Origin of the sequence: Pseudarthrobacter equi, from assembly GCF_900105535.1 — a bacterium.
In the GTDB taxonomy this organism is placed as follows: Bacteria; Actinomycetota; Actinomycetes; order Actinomycetales; family Micrococcaceae; genus Arthrobacter; species Arthrobacter equi.
Genome location: NZ_LT629779.1, coordinates 3967568 through 3984454, shown reverse-complemented (window position 1 = coordinate 3984454; position 16887 = coordinate 3967568). Strand labels below are relative to the sequence as shown.

Below are 16887 nucleotides of genomic sequence, written 5' to 3'. Positions count from 1 at the left end.
CGCGCCCCAACTACACTGTGACTGCTGAACGGTCATATGACGGAGAGAGAGAAATATGGCTCGCGCCGCCTTAGGCTTTAACGCATGATCCGGCTACGACAGCTGGCCCAAGCGGCTTCGGTACTCACAACGCCTTTAACGCCAGAGGACGTCCTCTCGCTTTTCAACCCTGTCTACTCAGCCCGGCAGCTCAGGGGCGTCGTCACCAAGGTGGTCCAGGAGACCGCCCAGTCGGCCACCATCTTCTTCCGTCCCGGCCGCGGCTGGAAGGCGCACCTTGCCGGGCAGTGGGCCCGCATCGGCGTCGAACTCGACGGGGTCCGCCACTGGCGCTCCTACTCACTCAGCGCCCCCGCCGGCAAGGACCCGGCCATCACAGTCACGGACGTCGGTGCCGTATCCGGCACCCTGGTGCGTTCCACCAAGCCCGGCGATGTCCTGTTCCTGGCCCCGCCGCAGGGTGATTTCGTGCTGCCGGAGCATCCCCGCCCCCTTCTCATGGTCACCGCGGGCAGCGGCATCACACCGGTGATGTCCATGATCCGTACCCTGGTGCCGCGGCGTCCGGATGCCGACGTCGTACTGGTCCACTCGGCCCGTACCCCCGGGGACAGCCTGTTCCGTGAGGAACTGGCGGAGCTCGCGGACCAGTTCCCCAACTTCCGGCTGGCGCATTGGTACACCGGCGAGCAGGGCCGGATGGACTTCTCCAGCACCAAGGAGCTGGACGAGATCTGCCCCGACTGGAAGGAACGGGCAGCCTACGCCTGCGGCCCGGACAGCTTCCTGGATGACGCCGAGGCGCTGTGGAAGCGCGCCGCCCTCACCACCGCCGCGCCCGGCACCGACGTCGCGGTGGCCGGCGATGCCGGCAACCTGATGATCGAACGCTTCAACACCACCTTCAACGCCGGGGTGGGGCACGACGGCGGCCTGGTCACCTTTGAAGCCTCGGACCGGGAAGTGGAGGCCGATGGCGACACCCCCATCCTCGACATCGGCGAGGACGCCGGGGTACTGATGCCCAGCGGCTGCCGCATGGGTATCTGCCACAGCTGCCTCACCCCGCTCCTGGCCGGCCAGGTCCGCGACCTCCGCACGGGCGAAATTCACGGCGATCCCGGCCAACTGATCCAAACGTGTGTCTCGGCAGCTGCCGGGCCCGTCAACCTCGAACTCTGAGGAGCAGAATAATGTCTGTCATTTCACCCGCTAAGGCCGCCTCCACCGAAGGAGCGAACGCCGGCACGTCAAGGACGCGCCCCGGCAAGCTTGCCGATTCCGGCAGCCCCACAGTACGGCCGCCTGCTGCCGCCCACCTGACGGACGAGCAGGTGGCGGAGCTGGGCCGCGAGCTCGACGCCATCCGTGACGAGGTCCTCGCCAAGCGCGGCGCTGAAGACGCCGCCTACATCCGCCGGGTGATCAAGGTCCAGCGCGGCCTTGAAATCTCCGGCCGCGCCGCACTGCTGGTTGGCAAGAACAAGGCTGCCTGGGTCACCGGTACCACCCTGCTGAGCCTGGCCAAGATCCTGGAAAACATGGAAATCGGGCACAACGTGCTGCACGGCCAGTGGGACTGGATGCGGGACCCGGATATCCACTCCACCACCTGGGAGTGGGACTTTGTCACCCCCTCGCGCTCGTGGCAGCACACCCACAACGACCTGCACCACCGCTGGACCAACGTGGTGGGCAAGGACAACGACGTCGGATACAACCTCCTGCGGATGGACGAGCAGCAGCCGTGGAAGCCGATGAACCTTGGCAACCCGCTGTACAACGCCATCCTGGCACCCCTCTTCGAGTGGGGCATCGCCATCTACGACCTCGAACTGACCGAGTTCAAGGAAGGCAAGAAGTCCAAGGAAGCGCTGCTCAAGGACCTCAAGGCCCTGGGCAAGAAGGTGGTCACGCAGTTCACCAAGGACTACGCCGCGACTCCGGCTGTCGCGATGCTGACCGGTTCCGGAAAGCAGGCGCTCTACGGAACGCTGACCGCCAATGCCGTGCGCAACGTCTGGGCCCACGCAGTGATCTTCTGCGGCCACTTCCCTGAAGGCACGGACACCTTCACGGAGGAGATGGCGGAAGGCGAAACCCGCGGCGACTGGTACATCCGCCAGATGATCGGCTCCGCCAACATCTCCGGATCGAAGTTCATGCACATCATGACCGGTAACCTCTCGCACCAGATCGAGCACCACCTCTTCCCGGACCTGCCCTCCAACCGGTACGCCGAGGTTGCGCCCAAGGTCCGTGAGATCTGCCAGCGCTACGGCCTGAAGTACACCACCGGCCCGCTGCTGAAGCAGGTCGGCTCCACTTGGGGCAAGATCTTCAAGCTGGCGCTGCCGGGCAAGACCGCCAAGGCCTGACCACAGCACCGCCGCCGGCTCTAGGCGCGCCTGCCGGGTGACAGGACCAAGTCATCCAGTTTCGGCAGGGCGTGCCTGAGCCGGTGGCCTGCCTGGTCCAGCACATCCTGGGCCGAGGACAGGCTGCCGTCCTCCACCAGCACGATGGCGGTGCCATGCAGCCGGTGGCCGCTCCAGCGCAGCTGCAGGCGCTGCACCCCAAGAACCCCCGGGGTGCCTTCCAGCGCCTCGGCGGCACGGGACACCAGATCGGGTTCAATGCCGTCCATGAGCCGGTGGCCGATACTGCGGACGGTTCCCCACAGCAGCACCATGATCGCCACGGATATCAGCAGGCCCACGATGGGGTCCGCCAGCGGGAAGCCCAGCATGACGCCAAGGGCACCCAGCACCACAGCCAGGGACGTGAAGCCGTCCGTCCTGGCATGGACGCCGTCGGCCACCAACGCGGCGGACCCGATTCTGCGGCCTACCCGGATGCGGTACATGGCCACGGCCTCGTTTCCGGCGAAGCCGATCAGCCCGGCCGCCATCACCCAGCCCAGGTTCTGCAGCGGCTGCGGATGGATCAGCCGGTCCACGGACTGCCAGCCGGCCACCACGGCCGAGAGGGCCACCACCCCCACGATGAAGAGCCCGGCCAGGTCCTCTGCCCGCCCGAACCCGAACGTGTAGCGGCGGGAAGCCGCCTTGCGGCCCAGGATGAAAGCGATCCACAGCGGCACCGCCGTCAGGGCATCGGAAAAGTTGTGGATGGTGTCCGCGAGCAGTGCCACGGAACTGCTGAACAGCACCACCATGAACTGCAGCACGGTGGTGCCCAGCAGCACGAACAGGCTGATTTTCAGGGCGCGGATGCCCTCGATGCTGGCCTCCATCGCGTCGTCGATCGAATCCGCGGAGTCGTGCGTGTGGGGGACGAACAGCTCCATCAGCCAGCCCTTGAATCCGCTGTGGTGATGGTGGCCGTGGTCATGGCTGTGCCCGTGACTGTGGTCGCCGTCGTGGCCGTGCCCGTGCCCGTGGTCATGGCTGTGCTCGCCGTCGTGCCCGTGCCCGTGGTGGGTGTGCTGGGCCGCCTGCCGGCCGGGCCCGTTCACGAGGCGTGCCCCTCTCCGCCTTTGCCGGGTAGTCGGTGGTGGGCCGGCTCGCCACCCAAAGCGTGCTCCGCCTGGAAGATGGCGTCGGCCACGAGCTGGCGGGCATGCTCGTTCTCCAGTCGGTACAGCACCCGGGTCCCGTCCTGGCGGGTGGAGACCATACGGGCCAGCCGCATTTTCGCCAGATGCTGCGAGACGGCGGCAGGGGACTTGCCCACCACGTCTGCCAATGCACCCACGGCCATTTCGCCGTCGCGCAGCGCCAGGATGATCCGTACCCGCGTGCCGTCGGCCAGCATGGAAAAGACCTCCACGGCCAGCTCCACATATTGGCTGTCCGCGCCCAGCGAGCATTCGTTCGTATCTGCATTCATGCGCATATAGTGTCATATGAAGTCTCTGCCCCGCACTATGGTGCCGCGGCGCCGCCGTCGCATAATGGATCGCACAGCGCGGCCTTTGGAGGAAAGATGAAATTTGTGGGAGCCCTCATCGTCATCTGGCTGATCATCGGCGGCGTGGCCGCCTGGCAGCGGGGCTACTTCGGCGGAGCCCCCGGGTCCTGCGCAGAAGCAGGCACCATCGCCGTTACCATCGTCGCGGGGCCGCTGAACTACATGGGCGTCAACCCGCAGATCACCTGTGAGCTGCCGCAGCCGTCCCAGTAGGCGGACAGGGCCTCCCCTCGGCTGCAGGAGAACGGCCGGAGCGGTCCTAGAGTAGGGACTGCGCAGGTATTGGCATGCCGCCTGCCTGCTCCGATCAGTCTCGAAAGGAATTCGCCGCGATGGCTTTCATTACCGTTGGAACTGAAAACAGCACCGACATCGAGCTCTACTACGAGGACCACGGCTCCGGCCAGCCGGTGGTGCTGATCCACGGCTACCCGCTGGACGGTGCGTCCTGGGAGCGGCAGGCCACTGCCCTCCTGGCTGCCGGCTACCGCGTGATCACTTACGACCGGCGCGGCTTCGGGAAGTCCAGCAAGGCCACCGAAGGCTACGACTACGACACGTTCGCGGCGGACCTCAATACCCTGCTGACCACGCTGGACCTCAGCAACACCGTCCTCGTGGGGTTCTCCATGGGCACGGGCGAGGTGGCACGCTACCTGGGGACCTACGGGTCGGAGCGCGTTGCCAAGGCCGCATTCCTCGGGTCCCTGGAACCGTTCCTGCTCAAGACCGACGACAACCCCGGCGGCGTTCCGCAGGAGGTTTTCGACGGGCTGAAGGAAGCCGTCACCGCTGACCGGTATGCATTCTTCACCGAGTTCTTCAAGAACTTCTACAACTCGGACTCGTTCCTGGGCACGCCCCGCCTCAGCCAGGAGGCCGTCACCGCCAGCTGGAACGTGGCAGCAGGCTCCGGTGCCACCGCATCCGTGGCCGCGCAGGCCACCTGGATCACGGACTTCCGCCAGGACATCCCCAAGATCGACGTTCCTGCGCTGATCGTGCACGGCACCGCGGACAACATCCTGCCCATCGACTCCACCGGGCGGCTGTTCGCCAAGGCACTGCCGGAAGCCGAGTACGTGGAAATCGAGGGGGCGCCGCATGGCCTGCTCCTGACCCACGCCGCCGAGGTCAACGAAGCCCTGCTCGGTTTCCTGGCCAAGCAGGGCTGACTGGCCAGGCTGGGTTAAAAACATCCGGCGACGGCGGGTAACCGCCGTCGCCGGACGTTGGCAGGACCGGATGCGTGGGAAGTGAGCCGGGGCCTACCGCCGGAAGCCGCCGCCTCCGCCGCCGGGGCCCTGCTCCGCCGTGTATTCGCCGGCGGTGACGGTATCAACCTTCGTGGCGCCGTCGAGCGAGCCCTCGCCCAGGCCCGCGCTCACCGTTGCCGTGCCCCCGGTGTAGACGGTGTATTCCGTGCCCGCGGTGATTGCCGCTGAGGAGAAGACCAGCGACGCAGCGGCCTTGGTGGTGACGAACGCTGCCACCACGGTCCCGGACGGATCGGCGATCTGGATGACGGTGCCGGCCGGGACGGACGAGCCGAGCGTCACCTGCACGCCGGACTGGGTGGAGGACGCCCCGGGGGTGACCGCCATGCCGGCGCTGCCGGCAGCGGCCACGGTTCCGCCGGATACGGCTAGTTCGCCGTTGACGTCCAGGGCACCGTTCCCGTCGTTCGTGGGGCCGTTGACTACCACGGTGCCGCCGGAAATAGTGGCGTTGCCGTTGGAGTCGAGGCCGTCGCCCTGCGCATTGATGGTCAGCAGGCCGCCGCTGATGTCCACGGTGTAATCGCCCGCTTCCATGCTGCCGCCGCCCATGCCGCCGCCTGCTCCTGTACCCGAAGAAGCCGTGCTGCTGCCGCCCGAGGCGTTCACGCCGTCGTCGTTGGAGGTGATGTTGGCGGTGCCGCCGGACACTACTATGTGCTGGGCCTCCAGGCCCTCCTCGGATTCCTTGACGGTGGTGTCGCCGGCGGCGATGGTGAGGGTGTTGAAGGCCTTGACCCCGTCATCGCCGGCCGACACGGTGAGGGTGCCGCCATTGATGAGGACCCAGCCGCGGCCCTCGTCGGTGTCATTGTCGGACTTGAAGCCGTCGTCGGCCGCGGTCACCTGGTAGGCGCCGTCCAGCAGCACGGCGTAGTCCTTGCCCACGATGCCGTCGTCTGCCGCGTCCACCGTCACGGTGCCGCCGGCCAGGACCAGCCCGTCCTTGCTGGAGATGCCGTCGTTGTAGTTGCCGTCCACGGCCAGGGTGCCCGGGCCGGCAACAGTGAGGTCCGCCTTGGAATAGAGGGCGGCGTTGGGGGCGTCCGTTCCCTGATCGGAGTAGGTGGCGGCGTCGCTGATCGAGTTATTGGTGCCGTCCGCCAGGTAGACGATCGCCTCGTCTGCGCTTTCCACCACGAAGGGGGACCCCGTGGAGTTTGCCAGGGTGGCGCCGTCCAGGATGATGCGGACGGTGTCCTCCTCGCCCGCGGCCACCACGATCCTGCCGTCGGTGAGCGACCCGCTGAGGCGGTAGGTGCCCGCGGCGCTGATGGTGACAGTGTCGCCGTTCACCGAGACGCCGGATGACGACCCGGATGCCACGGCACTGGCGCCGTCCGCCAAGGTCACGGCTACTTCGGAGGCGGCATCCCAGATGAGGTCGTCGCCGTCGAAGTGGGTGTCCTGGGCAAGCGTGTCCAGTGACACCGCCGTGGTGGTGCCGGCGGAGCTGGAGGAGGCCGAACTGGAGGAACCGGTGCTTGAGGTGCCGGTGATGCCGGTGGGGGACGTGCCGGCCACGGAGCAGCCGGCCAGGCCGATGGCGGCTGCCATGGCGGCAACGGAAAGGTAAGTGCGGAGGCTTTTCATGGAGTGTCCTTGGGTGGGGGAGAGCGGGTGGTAAGGCGTGCAGGATGGTGTGCCGGGCAGCGTGCTGTTGGCCAGGCGGTCAACCAGGCGCCCAGTCAGGCGGGTCGGAGGTGGGCCTCTCAGGCGGCTGGGCGGAGGGGGAGGCTGCGGGACAAGGTGCGGTTCCAGCGGTTGGCGGGAAGCTCTGGCCGGAGGGCGGCCATCCCGGTGGCGAACTTGGAGATCCGGGACGGCCTGACGCCGGCTGCCCACAGGTGCCGGTCCAGCGGCCCGGCGGTGGAACCGGACTTGGTCTCGAGGATGACGGCGTCGTGCAGGAGCCACGGCTCCCGGCCTGGCCGCTGCCACGTCACACCGGTATCGATGGTGGCGCGGCTGCCGGACTCCTGGAGGTAGAAGGTGGTCCGCTGGTACCGGGTTTCGAGGACGGGTTCCAGGGTTCCGGCGGGGACTGACCCCACCGCGGCGGCCAGGGTTTCCCGAACATAGTCCAGCCCCTCGGCAGTCAGCCGTGAACGGTCCTCGGGCAGGTATGGAATGCGTTCCTTGACGGTGGCTTCCCGGGCGCCTTCGGTTTTGACTTCCAGGAAGCTGATGGCGCTGTCCACGTAGGTCCGCGTGCGGATCTTGTAGCGGCGGCGCCGGCCGCGGGCTGCCAGCAGGTAGCTGTCCAGGGCGGCGGTGTCGAAGTAGACGGAGTCGTAGGCGAAGCTGCGGGCTCCGTCCATTTCCAGGACCCGCATGTCCGCCCCGAAGGTGGCCAGCAGGTGCCGCGCGGTCCCGGTGGCCAGTACGTATTTGCGGTCCACGCGGGTCTGGAGTGCGGCCTCCGCGTTCAGTTCATCCAGTCCCACGGAGGGGAAGAGATGGAGATTCCCGACGGCGGCGCCCGCGAGGTTCATCGCACGCCTGCCTGGACGTGGCCGGGAAGCTGCTCCGGGCTGGGGATGTACTCAGCGGCGGGGATGGTGCCTGCTGTGGCCGGCGCCGTCGTCGTATATCCCGTGAGGGTTCCCGTGACGGAAGGGGCGGGGTAGGCGGCGGGGGAGTAGGCGTAGCGGACGTCCACGATGGTCTTGTCATTGACCAGGTCCAGCTGCTGGATGGTGGCGGAGTGGACCTTTCCGTGCAGCACTTCCTCCAGCCGGGCGTACAGCTCGCCGTCTTCGGCGATGGCCCGGTCCAGGATGACTGTCTGGTGGCGGTGCGCCGGCAGGACCTTGGGGTGGTCGCCCACGAACATCACCAGCAGGATCAGGGCCATCAGCGAAACGGTCAGCCAGAGCGGCTCGATCCCGAGCCCGGCGATCAGGCCCAGGGCCAGTGCCGAGAAGTAGTAGGCCACCTCGTGCTGGGCCAGTTCGGTGGAGCGGAGCCTGATGATGGACAGGACGCCGAACAGTCCCAGTCCCAGTCCCAGTCCGGCCGCTGAGCCGGACAGTGCAGTGGCGACGGCCAGGACCCCCACGTTCATGCCGAGGTAGGAGACCACCAGGTCGCGCCGGCGGTGGCGGCGGAGGTAGAGGGCGAAGGTGAGGATGCTGATGGCTGCCAGGTCGGCGAGGATGAAAATGAGGTTCATGGGATTCTCCGGAATGTTTTTCGGTGGGCTGTTTCTTACGATGCCCGGCCATACTGTGCAGGTGCTGTGACGGAACCTAGCCGGATATATGAGCTTCGGAGGGGGATTTGCCGGCAGCCTTCCCAGCCTCTTCGCGTGCGGGTTCTGCGGCAGGAAGACGATCCTGCTTCCGGGCGAAAAGCCAGCGCTGCTGTATGGAGAAGCTGATGGCGAGCAGCATGATTTCGGCCAGGATCTTGGCCGCCAGGGCCGGCACGGCAATCGCCTCGAGGGCCCAGATCAGCGCAACGTTGGCGACGAGGAGTACCGCCACCAGGCTGAAATAGCGGAGCCCCGCGGACCGGGCCGGGCGTTGCCTGCCGTGTTCGAACACCACATGGCGGTTCACCAGGAAGTTCACCGCGGAACTCACTGCCCGGGCCCCCAGCACGGCCAGGAGCAACGAATCCACCAGCACAGTGAGCAGCAGGAACACCGTTGTGTCCACCAGGAACGCCGCGAACGATGAACCGAGGAACTTCAGGAGCGGGGCGTAGATGCGCACGGAGTCTGCCAGCGGGCGGAAATGGGAACCGGAGTTGTGGTCCAGGTACACGGTGGCGATGTCCAGGGACTGGATGGAGTAGCCGGCGTTCTTCGCTTCCAGCAACAGGTTCAGCTCGTACTCGTACCGGTCGCCGCGGACTGACCGGAGCCACGGGAGCAAGGCGGCCGGGTAGCCGCGGAGCCCGGTTTGGGTGTCCGGGATGCGCTCGCCGGTGGCCAGGGTGAACAGCGCCCTGGTGGCCGTGTTGCCGAGGCGGCTGCGGGCAGGCACATCCCCTGTGAAGCTCCTGCTGCCGAGCACCATGGTGGCCGCGCCGCGCTGGTCACTGCCGTTCCCGTGCACCTTGCCGGCCACCCTGAGGATGTCCGTCACCGTGTGCTGGCCGTCGCTGTCCGCACACACCACGTCATGGCCGGGCAGGCTGTCCGCGATGAAGCCGAAGCCGGCCTTCAGGGCGAAGCCCTTTCCCCTGTTGCGGGCGTAGCCGAGGACATGGCACCCCAGTGCCCTGAGGTCGTCGAACACGCCCTTGTAGGCGGGGCCGCTGCCGTCATCAACCACCACGACGGCGGTCCACGGCTCGGCGGCGCGGATCCGGCGGATCAGGGCGGGCAAGTGGTGGTCCGGTTCGTAGGCCGGGATCAGGATGATCATGGCCGCCTACCCGGCGATGTAGAGAATGTCGGAGGTGCCGCGTTCCTTGTTCTCGCCCAGCGGGTTGTTGACCAGCCCGCCGTTGAAGTACATGGTGGACGATCCGCCGCCGTCGATGTTGTACGCGGTGGTGGCACCCAGGCCCTGCATGATTTCGGCCAGGCCGGTCATGGTGACGCCGGCGCTGTAGCCGGGGCTGCGGCCATCCACCACCACGAACACCAGGTGGTTTTCATCGATGATGCCCACGGCGGTGCGCGGCTGCTCGCCCTGGATGGAGTGGTTGCCGAAGTTGGTGTCCACCTCCACGTCTTCGATGCCGGAAGCCACCTCACCGTTGTCGAGGAGTGACGGGCCGAAGGAGAGGGTGTTCCAGACGCCGTCCGCCAGTAATTGTTCGGCGGTGGTGCTGGTTTCGTCGTAGACCTTGACCGTGCCGTCGCGGTAGAAGGCGAGGCCCTGCCGGGCGCCTTCGTCGCGGAACACCACGCCGTTGCGGATCACGATGCCGGTGTCCCGGAACCCGTAGTAATCGCCGTTGATGGCGAAGATGGCGTTGTTCGCCTCGGCGATGGCGGAGGTGGTTTCGGTGATGTTCTCGCCGAAACTGTCGTTGGCGAAGGCGGACTGCAGCGTGGTGGCGTCATCGAGCACGACGTCGGCAACGTAGTACGTGACGGCGCTGTCGCCGCTGCCGGTGGTCACCGTGGAGATGCTGATGTTGGACGCATCCGACGTGTAGGACGTATCAGTGGTGACTGCTGCGGTTCCGGATCCGTCGCTGGACGCGGTGGTGGTGCCGGACTCGGCAGTGCCGCTTTGGGCGGTCCTGGCCTGGCTGGCTTGGTATGCGGAGACGTCCGAAATCTCCACATGCTGGACCACGAACCGGTCCAGCGCCCAGGCGGTGGCGCCGCCGGCGGAAAGAGTAAGGGCTACGGCCCCGGCGATGACGGCTCGCCTGACGCGGCCTGGTTTACGTTTGGTGGTCTGCTGGGATGTCATGCCCCATTTCTACGGAGGCAAGTTAGCAGAAGGATTTGCCGTTGATGTGATTGGCCTGTGAAATGTGGGGAGCCTCTGGGCTGGAGGCCGCCGGGGCAGGCGCAGCGGGGCAAAGCCGGTTGGCCAGGTCCTTGAGTTCCTGCGGGTGGAAGGGCTTGGTGAGGTAGGCGGCTGCGCCCGAGGCCATCCCGGCCAGGACATCGTCCTCTTCGGAGCGGGCGGTCAGGAACAGCAGCGGCGCCTTGCTCAGCGCCCGGACGGCCCGCGCCACCACGTGGCCGTCCATGTCCGGCAGCCCAAGGTCCAGCGTTACCAGCGAAACCGACGGGTCGGCTGCGGCGGCGATGCCCTCAGCACCGCTCGCCACTGCCCGCACCTCGAATCCGGCGCGCGTCAGGACCACGGTGATGAGACCGCGGATATCGTCGTTGTCCTCCACCACAAGGCAGACACGTTGTTGTTCCATCGAAGCCCCCCAGGCCAAAAGATGGCATCAGTCTAGCGTGGCGGGGCTAGCCGTCGTAGTGTGTCTTCGCCGGCCCCTGGCCCAGGGAGTTGACCACCGCGCTGGCCACCTCGTGCAGTTTGGAGTTGCGGGTGCTGGAAGCGGTCTTGAGGATATCGAAGGCGTCCTGCTGGCTGCACCGGTTCTGCGCCATGATGATGCCCACGGCCATATCGATCACGGTCCGGGATTCAAGCGTGGCGCGCAGGTTTGCCGCCGTCTCGCTGTAGTGGGCAAAGCGCACCGCCAGGCGGAGGGCCAGCGATGTCTGGCCGACGAAATCCTCGGCGAACTTGAGCGCCCGCCCCTCGAAACGGTGCGGCCGCCGCGAATACAGGAGCAGGGCGGCCTTGGTTTCGCCCTCCAGCCGGAACGGCAGTGCAAGCACAGAACGGATCCCCTGGCCCAGGACGGCCTCGGCATACTCCGGCCAGCTGCCGTCCTTTTCCAGGTCCGGCACATGCACTGTCACCTTCTCCAAGGACGCCGTCAGGCTGGGCGTCTCCGGGTACTGGTGCTCGAGGAGGCCGAGCGATGCGGCTTCCGGGCTGCTGCTGGCCACGGTTGCGGGCTTGCGCTGCCGCAGCAGCGCGATGGCGCACAAAATCTCGTCGCCGGGTTCGGAAAGATTGCGTGCGGACACCTGCGCCAGTTCATTAAGGAAGTCCTCAACGTCGGAGCTGCTGAGGACCAGCTCGTGCAGGTGTTCAGTGATGGATGTATCGGTTTTAGCTGTTGACTCGCTGGCCACGATTCTCTGGTGCCATTCGCTCAGGTCAAAACGAGCCAGGCAACATGGACACCGGCCGGCGGAAAGCCGGAAGGGGTTCAGGTCGCTGGATCGACGAACTTTCCAACGGCCTGCTGCTAAACCGATATTCAGAAGTATATACATGGCTTTGCAGGCGAAAGTGTCATGTTTCCGCGCCCCCACCACTGGCGGACGCGGGGTGTTCCCGGCAGAATGAAGCGGTCGCCGCGGCTGCGGTGGCAACCGGACGCCAACGGACACTTCGCCGGAGGGACGCGAACATGACCAGACTGCTCATCATCGGTCCGCCGGGTTCGGGCAAGGGGACGCAGGCCGAACACCTTGCCCGTCACTTCAACGTTCCGGCCGTCTCCACGGGCGACATTTTCCGCAGCAACGTGAGCAGGGAAACGGAGCTTGGCCGCCAGGCCGCGGGATATCTCGACGGCGGCAGTTTCGTTCCGGACCACCTCACCAATGCGCTCGTCAGGGACCGGCTGCAGGACACGGACGTCCGTTCCGGTTTCCTGCTGGACGGCTATCCCCGCACCCCGCCGCAGGTGGCGGAGCTGGACAGCATGCTGGCCGAGCAGGGCCGGGTACTGGATGCCGTCATTGAACTGCTGGCACCCGACGCCGAACTCGAGCAGCGCATGCACCGGCGGGCACAGGAGCAGGGCCGCTCGGATGACACCGAGGAGGTGTTCCGCCGCCGGCTGGAGCTCTACCACACGGAAACGCATGAAGTAGTCTCGGCCTATGCGGGCCGCGGACTGTTGGTGTCCGTGGACGGCACCGGAGACCCCGGGGAGATCACCGCCCAGGCCATCGCCGCCGTCGAAAAATTCCTGGCCTCTTTCCCTCCCCGCACCTGACCGGCCCCACCAGAAAAGGACACCCCCATGAAGATTGCCGTCACCGGCGGAAACGGAAAACTCGGCCGGCATGTGGTCCGCCGCCTCACGGATGACGGCCACCAGGTCCTCACCCTGGACCGGGCGGGAACACGCAGCCCAGGGCTCCTGGTGGTGGACCTGCGCAACTACGGCCAGGTGCTGGACGCCCTGCTGGGCGTGGATGACCGCCACGACGGGTTCGACGCCGTGGTGCACCTTGGTGCCATACCGGCTCCGGGCATCCTTCCGGACGCCGCCACGTTCGAGAACAACATGCTCTCCACCTACAACGTCTTCCAGGCCGCGCGCCGCGCCGGGATAAAGAAGGTGGTGTACGCCTCCAGCGAGACGGTGCTTGGGCTGCCGTTCGACGTCGACCCGCCCTACATTCCCGTGGACGAGGAGTACCCGGCCCGGCCCGAAAGCACGTACTCCCTGGTCAAGAAGCTGGAAGAGCAGATGGCCGTGGAAATGACCCGCTGGGACCCGGACCTCAGCATCGTGGGACTGCGGTTCTCAAACGTCATGGACATCGAAGACTATGAGCGGTTCCCGTCCTTCGACTCCGACGCGATGCTGCGCAAGTGGAACCTCTGGGGCTACATCGACGGACGCGACGGCGCGCTGGCGGTAGTGAAGGCACTCGAGAACGGAAAGCCGGGGTTCGAAGCGTTCATCGTGGCCAACGCGGACACCGTCATGAGCCGGTCCAGCGCCAGCCTCGCCGCAGAGGTCTTCCCCGTCGTCAAGGTCACCAAGGATCTCGGCGAGCACGAAACCATGCTGTCCATCGACAAGGCCCGGCGGCTCCTCGGATTCGAGCCCGAGCACAGCTGGCGCGACCACCAGGGCGCGGGCGCAGCGGGCGCCGATGGGGGTGCCGGAGACCAGGAGGACTGAGTCTCCGCAGGAACCCCCAAGGGTTCGCGCAGGATCCTGCAAGGACGCCGCGGCGCGTCGCAACGGGCTCCTATCCTTTTGGTAGTGGCGGCGCTTCCCCGGCCCGCCGATCAGCCAAATTCCAAGGACCCCGCCATCCGTACCCCATTCTTTGCGCTGCCCTCCGCTGCAGTCCTGTTCTCCGCCGTCGCAGGTCTTGCCGTCCTTTCCGCCTCGGCCCTGGTGACGGCCGGGCCGGCGGGCGCCGCGCCCACGACGGATCCCGGCGCGGCCGTACGCTACATCGTCCAGTACCGGGCCGCCACGGACGTCGACGCAGAGGCGGCCGGCCTGCGGAAGCAGGGCATCGGCGTCGGGCGCACCTTCACGCACGCGGTGCGGGCCGCCGTCGTTACCGCCAATCCGGCCCAGGCCGCGGCGCTGGCGCGGTCCGCACGCGTCGCCTCTGTGGAACCGGACGCGCCGGTCAGCCTCGCGGGGTCGCAGCAGCCCGCGCCCTGGGGGCTTGACCGCGTGGACCAGCGGCCGTTGCCGCTGTCCGGCTCCTACACCTGGACGGCCACCGGTTCCGGCGTGACGGCGTACGTGGTGGACACCGGGGTCCTGGCCCAGCATGCCGAGTTCGGCGGGCGGGTGGCGGCCGGATGGACCGCTGTGAATGACGGCCTGGGCTCCGGGGACTGTAACGGCCACGGCACGCACGTTGCCGGTACCGTCGCCGGCTCCACCTACGGTGTGGCCAAAGCCGCCACAGTAGTGCCCGTGCGCGTGCTGGACTGCAGCGGTTCCGGGCATAACTCCGATGTTGTGGCGGGACTCGACTGGGTGGCCGCCAACCACCCCGCCGGCGCCCCGGCAGTGGTCAACCTCAGCCTGGGCGGCACGGCCAGCACGGCCGTGGACGCGGCCATCCAGGCAGTGATGGACGACGGCGTCGCGGCAGTGGTTGCCGCGGGCAATTCCGCCGTGGACGCTTGCGGCAGTTCGCCGGCCCGGGTGCCCGCGGCCATCACCGTAGCGGCCAGCGATTCCGCGGACCGGCAGGCGGCCTTCTCCAACTTCGGCCCCTGCGTGGACCTCTACGCACCGGGCGTTGGCATCACGTCCGCGTACTACACCTCCACCAGCGCCACGGCATCAATGTCCGGAACGTCCATGGCCTCCCCGCACGTTGCCGGAGCCGCGGCACTGCTGCTGTCCCAGAACAGTTCACTCACCCCGGCCCAGGTGGCGGCGGCCCTGGTTTCCAACGCAACAACCGGGGTGATCGGCGGAGCGTCCGGCGGAACACCCAACCGCCTGCTCTTCGCGGCAGGTACGGCTCCTGCTCCTGCGCCCGCGCCGGTTCCTGCGCCCGCGCCGGTTCCTGCGCCCGCCGTGACGTCGGCGTCCCCGGCCGCGAACTCCACGGCCGTTGCCGCGGGAACCAACGTGACTGCAACCTTCAGCGCCGCCGTCCAGGGCGTTGGCGCTGCAACGTTCACAGTGAAGAACTCCGCCGGCGGCACCATTCCCGCCACCGTCACCTACAACGCCGCCACCCGGACAGCCACACTCGACCCGTCCGTGAACCTCCCGGCAGACGGTACCTACACGGCCACGCTGACCGGTGGCACCACGGCCATCCGTGATGCCGCCGGGACGCCCGTGGGCACCACGAGCTGGCGGTTCACCACCGGACCCGCCCCTGTAATCACGGCCTTTACCCCTGGCAGCAACGCCCTGCTGGTCCGGCGGGCGAACAACATCACCGCCACCTTCAGCGAGGCTGTGCAGGGCGTGGGCGGATCCTCCTTCACAGTGCGGAACGCGGCCACCGGTGCCCTGGTTGCCGCCACGGTTTCCCGGAACGGCGCCACCAACCAGTGGATCCTCGACCCCCAGCAACCGCTGGCCGCCCGGACCAAATACACGGTGACCGTTGCCGGCGGGACGGCCATCCGCGACCTTGCCGGGAACCCGCTGGCCGGAAAGAGCTGGCAGTTCACCACGGGATCCCTTTAGCAGCGATAATCTTCACCCTAAGCAATCTTCTTATCGAAGCTGCGCTGGATGAACACTCACTGGGCATTGACCCACGCGGCAAGGACGGACACCACGGTGGCACAGCACGAAACAGCAGGCTCCGGAACGTCCCGCTCGGCGGCCGGCAGGAAGCCCGGACGCTGGCGGGCCTTCCACGACAAGTTCGTGGTGGAGGAACGCTTTGTGGAACCGGAGGACCGGCGGGGCCTCTACCGCGCCTCGGTCATCCTGGCTGTGGCTGGCCTGGCACTGTTCATCGCCACCCTGGTCAGCGTGGTGCAGGCGGACGGCCTGTCCGCGGCAGACAGCCCGGTCCGCGACTGGCTGCTGACGGAGCGCTCCGGCGCCCTCACCGCCGTCATGATCTTCCTGGCCGTGGTCTTTGGCCCCATCGCGCTGCCCATCATCGTCCTGGTGGTCATCGTGGTGTGGGGATTCGCGGCGAAGCACGCCTGGCGCCCCATCCTGCTGGCTTCAGCAATGCTCAGCGGCGTCATCATCTCGCAGATCATCCTGCACATCGTCCAGCGGTCCCGCCCGCCGGAGGACACGATGCTCTTCGGAATCGACCACACCTTTTCCTTCCCGTCCGGCCACGTCCTGGGCGCCTGCGACTTCCTGCTGGTGGGCACCTTCCTGATCTTTTCGCGCCGCAGGAACACCCGGGCTGCCGTGTTCGGGTTCGTCGGTGCCGGTGTGGGCATCGTGCTGGCGTCGGTGAGCAGGCTGTACCTGGGCTACCACTGGCTGACCGACACCCTCGCCTCGTTTTCGCTCTCGCTGCTGATCCTGGGCGGCGTGATTGCGCTGGATACCTGGCGGACAGCGAGGGTCCCGGGCGAACGGGTCACGGGGGAGCTGTCCAAGGCGGAAACCCCGCGCGACTGAGGCTGGTCAGCCCGACGGCCGCTGCCGGGCGCGCTTCAGGGCGCTGTGCAGCTTCAGGTTCGCGGCTTCGAGTTCCAGCACCATGGCTACCCCGGCAAGGTTCAGACCCTGTTCCAGCAGCTCGCCAATCCGCAGCAGCACCGCGATGTCATCCTCGCTGTACTGTCGCGTCCCGCCGGAGGTCCGGGCCGGCGTCAACAGGCCCTTGGTCTCGTAAAGGCGGATGTTCTGCTGGCCCGTGCCGGTGAGCCGGGCCGCTACCGAAATGGCGTAAACCGCAGTGGAACCGGGCCGCGCGGAAGGGGGGACCTGCGGTTCGGCCATGCGTCCT

18 protein-coding genes are annotated in these 16887 nt (G+C 67.2%); 8 read left to right on the top strand and 10 right to left on the bottom strand.

The window, feature by feature from the left end:
- Positions 1-84 precede the first annotated feature (84 nt).
- Entirely contained in the window at positions 85-1182 is a 1098-nt protein-coding gene (locus tag BLT71_RS18140; RefSeq protein WP_091723109.1) for a ferredoxin reductase, read from the top strand.
- Between the two features lie 11 nt (positions 1183-1193).
- The gene (locus tag BLT71_RS18135) at positions 1194-2378 is read left to right on the top strand and encodes a fatty acid desaturase family protein (protein WP_091723108.1); all 1185 of its coding nucleotides are present in this window, start codon (positions 1194-1196) and stop codon (positions 2376-2378) included.
- Between the two features lie 20 nt (positions 2379-2398).
- Here BLT71_RS18135 and BLT71_RS18130 read toward each other — a convergent pair whose 3' ends face one another.
- Together BLT71_RS18130 and BLT71_RS18125 are read right to left on the bottom strand one after the other, a co-directional pair.
- A complete protein-coding gene (locus tag BLT71_RS18130; RefSeq protein ID WP_172830069.1) occupies positions 2399-3310 on the bottom strand; it encodes a cation diffusion facilitator family transporter in 912 nt (303 codons plus the stop codon).
- Positions 3311-3474: 164 nt separating this feature from the next.
- Complete coding sequence (locus BLT71_RS18125) at positions 3475-3852, bottom strand: ArsR/SmtB family transcription factor (protein ID WP_091724155.1); 378 nt, start codon at positions 3850-3852, stop codon at positions 3475-3477.
- Between the two features lie 96 nt (positions 3853-3948).
- Here BLT71_RS18125 and BLT71_RS18120 point away from each other — a divergent pair, with 96 nt between their 5' ends.
- Positions 3949-4146, top strand: coding sequence for a hypothetical protein (locus BLT71_RS18120; RefSeq protein ID WP_091723105.1), 198 nt, complete (start codon positions 3949-3951; stop codon positions 4144-4146).
- Positions 4147-4265: 119 nt separating this feature from the next.
- Positions 4266-5108 (top strand): alpha/beta fold hydrolase, encoded by an 843-nt coding sequence (locus tag BLT71_RS18115; RefSeq protein WP_091723104.1) that lies wholly within the window; start codon positions 4266-4268, stop codon positions 5106-5108.
- Positions 5109-5201: 93 nt separating this feature from the next.
- Here BLT71_RS18115 and BLT71_RS18110 read toward each other — a convergent pair whose 3' ends face one another.
- The 7 genes from BLT71_RS18110 to BLT71_RS18080 all read right to left on the bottom strand — a co-directional run bounded on the left by BLT71_RS18110 (position 5202) and on the right by BLT71_RS18080 (position 11847).
- On the bottom strand, positions 5202-6803 hold the full coding sequence (locus BLT71_RS18110; RefSeq protein WP_091723102.1) for a carbohydrate-binding domain-containing protein: 1602 nt from the start codon (positions 6801-6803) through the stop codon (positions 5202-5204).
- Between the two features lie 119 nt (positions 6804-6922).
- Positions 6923-7705 carry a polyphosphate polymerase domain-containing protein gene (locus BLT71_RS18105; RefSeq protein ID WP_091723100.1) on the bottom strand — a complete coding sequence of 261 codons (783 nt, stop codon included), beginning with the start codon at positions 7703-7705 and terminating at the stop codon, positions 6923-6925.
- Entirely contained in the window at positions 7702-8385 is a 684-nt protein-coding gene (locus BLT71_RS18100; RefSeq protein WP_091723098.1) for a DUF4956 domain-containing protein, read from the bottom strand. The genes BLT71_RS18105 and BLT71_RS18100 overlap by 4 nt, the downstream gene beginning before the upstream one ends.
- Before the next feature lie 76 nt (positions 8386-8461).
- Positions 8462-9586, bottom strand: coding sequence for a bifunctional glycosyltransferase family 2/GtrA family protein (locus BLT71_RS18095; protein ID WP_091723095.1), 1125 nt, complete (start codon positions 9584-9586; stop codon positions 8462-8464).
- 6 nt (positions 9587-9592) lie between these two features.
- The gene (locus BLT71_RS18090; protein WP_091723092.1) at positions 9593-10591 is read right to left on the bottom strand and encodes a phosphodiester glycosidase family protein; all 999 of its coding nucleotides are present in this window, start codon (positions 10589-10591) and stop codon (positions 9593-9595) included.
- 22 nt (positions 10592-10613) lie between these two features.
- On the bottom strand, positions 10614-11057 hold the full coding sequence (locus BLT71_RS18085; protein ID WP_091723090.1) for a response regulator transcription factor: 444 nt from the start codon (positions 11055-11057) through the stop codon (positions 10614-10616).
- A gap of 46 nt (positions 11058-11103) precedes the next feature.
- The gene (locus BLT71_RS18080) at positions 11104-11847 is read right to left on the bottom strand and encodes a GAF and ANTAR domain-containing protein (RefSeq protein ID WP_091723088.1); all 744 of its coding nucleotides are present in this window, start codon (positions 11845-11847) and stop codon (positions 11104-11106) included.
- A 281-nt stretch (positions 11848-12128) separates the two neighbouring features.
- On the opposite strand from BLT71_RS18080, the gene BLT71_RS18075 reads away from it, so the two are divergent.
- The 4 genes from BLT71_RS18075 (at position 12129) to BLT71_RS18060 (ending at position 16556) form a co-directional block, all read left to right on the top strand.
- Positions 12129-12722 carry an adenylate kinase gene (locus BLT71_RS18075; RefSeq protein WP_091723085.1) on the top strand — a complete coding sequence of 198 codons (594 nt, stop codon included), beginning with the start codon at positions 12129-12131 and terminating at the stop codon, positions 12720-12722.
- Between the two features lie 27 nt (positions 12723-12749).
- Positions 12750-13643: an NAD-dependent epimerase/dehydratase family protein gene (locus BLT71_RS18070; RefSeq protein WP_091723083.1), complete on the top strand. Its 894-nt coding sequence runs from the start codon at positions 12750-12752 to the stop codon at positions 13641-13643.
- An 84-nt stretch (positions 13644-13727) separates the two neighbouring features.
- Entirely contained in the window at positions 13728-15647 is a 1920-nt protein-coding gene (locus BLT71_RS18065; protein WP_231994355.1) for a S8 family serine peptidase, read from the top strand.
- A gap of 48 nt (positions 15648-15695) precedes the next feature.
- The gene (locus BLT71_RS18060) at positions 15696-16556 is read left to right on the top strand and encodes a phosphatase PAP2 family protein (protein ID WP_091723080.1); all 861 of its coding nucleotides are present in this window, start codon (positions 15696-15698) and stop codon (positions 16554-16556) included.
- 6 nt (positions 16557-16562) lie between these two features.
- Here the strand turns inward: BLT71_RS18060 and BLT71_RS18055 are convergent, their stop codons facing one another.
- Positions 16563-16880 (bottom strand): MerR family transcriptional regulator, encoded by a 318-nt coding sequence (locus BLT71_RS18055; protein WP_091723077.1) that lies wholly within the window; start codon positions 16878-16880, stop codon positions 16563-16565.
- Between the last annotated feature and the right edge of the window lie 7 nt (positions 16881-16887).

What these genes read in the sequence shown, in the direction of transcription:
- BLT71_RS18070 (WP_091723083.1), top strand. Translation starts at nt 12,750, where the DNA reads ATGAAGATTGCCGTCACCGGCGGAAACGGAAAACTCGGCCGGCATGTG.
- BLT71_RS18135 (WP_091723108.1), top strand. Translation starts at nt 1,194, where the DNA reads ATGTCTGTCATTTCACCCGCTAAGGCCGCCTCCACCGAAGGAGCGAAC.
- BLT71_RS18120 (WP_091723105.1), top strand. Translation starts at nt 3,949, where the DNA reads ATGAAATTTGTGGGAGCCCTCATCGTCATCTGGCTGATCATCGGCGGC.
- BLT71_RS18100 (WP_091723098.1), bottom strand. Translation starts at nt 8,385, where the DNA reads ATGAACCTCATTTTCATCCTCGCCGACCTGGCAGCCATCAGCATCCTC.
- BLT71_RS18055 (WP_091723077.1), bottom strand. Translation starts at nt 16,880, where the DNA reads ATGGCCGAACCGCAGGTCCCCCCTTCCGCGCGGCCCGGTTCCACTGCG.
- BLT71_RS18110 (WP_091723102.1), bottom strand. Translation starts at nt 6,803, where the DNA reads ATGAAAAGCCTCCGCACTTACCTTTCCGTTGCCGCCATGGCAGCCGCC.
- BLT71_RS18075 (WP_091723085.1), top strand. Translation starts at nt 12,129, where the DNA reads ATGACCAGACTGCTCATCATCGGTCCGCCGGGTTCGGGCAAGGGGACG.
- BLT71_RS18115 (WP_091723104.1), top strand. Translation starts at nt 4,266, where the DNA reads ATGGCTTTCATTACCGTTGGAACTGAAAACAGCACCGACATCGAGCTC.
- BLT71_RS18060 (WP_091723080.1), top strand. Translation starts at nt 15,696, where the DNA reads ATGAACACTCACTGGGCATTGACCCACGCGGCAAGGACGGACACCACG.
- BLT71_RS18085 (WP_091723090.1), bottom strand. Translation starts at nt 11,057, where the DNA reads ATGGAACAACAACGTGTCTGCCTTGTGGTGGAGGACAACGACGATATC.
- BLT71_RS18140 (WP_091723109.1), top strand. Translation starts at nt 85, where the DNA reads ATGATCCGGCTACGACAGCTGGCCCAAGCGGCTTCGGTACTCACAACG.
- BLT71_RS18105 (WP_091723100.1), bottom strand. Translation starts at nt 7,705, where the DNA reads ATGAACCTCGCGGGCGCCGCCGTCGGGAATCTCCATCTCTTCCCCTCC.
- BLT71_RS18095 (WP_091723095.1), bottom strand. Translation starts at nt 9,586, where the DNA reads ATGATCATCCTGATCCCGGCCTACGAACCGGACCACCACTTGCCCGCC.
- BLT71_RS18090 (WP_091723092.1), bottom strand. Translation starts at nt 10,591, where the DNA reads ATGACATCCCAGCAGACCACCAAACGTAAACCAGGCCGCGTCAGGCGA.
- BLT71_RS18130 (WP_172830069.1), bottom strand. Translation starts at nt 3,310, where the DNA reads ATGGAGCTGTTCGTCCCCCACACGCACGACTCCGCGGATTCGATCGAC.
- BLT71_RS18125 (WP_091724155.1), bottom strand. Translation starts at nt 3,852, where the DNA reads ATGAATGCAGATACGAACGAATGCTCGCTGGGCGCGGACAGCCAATAT.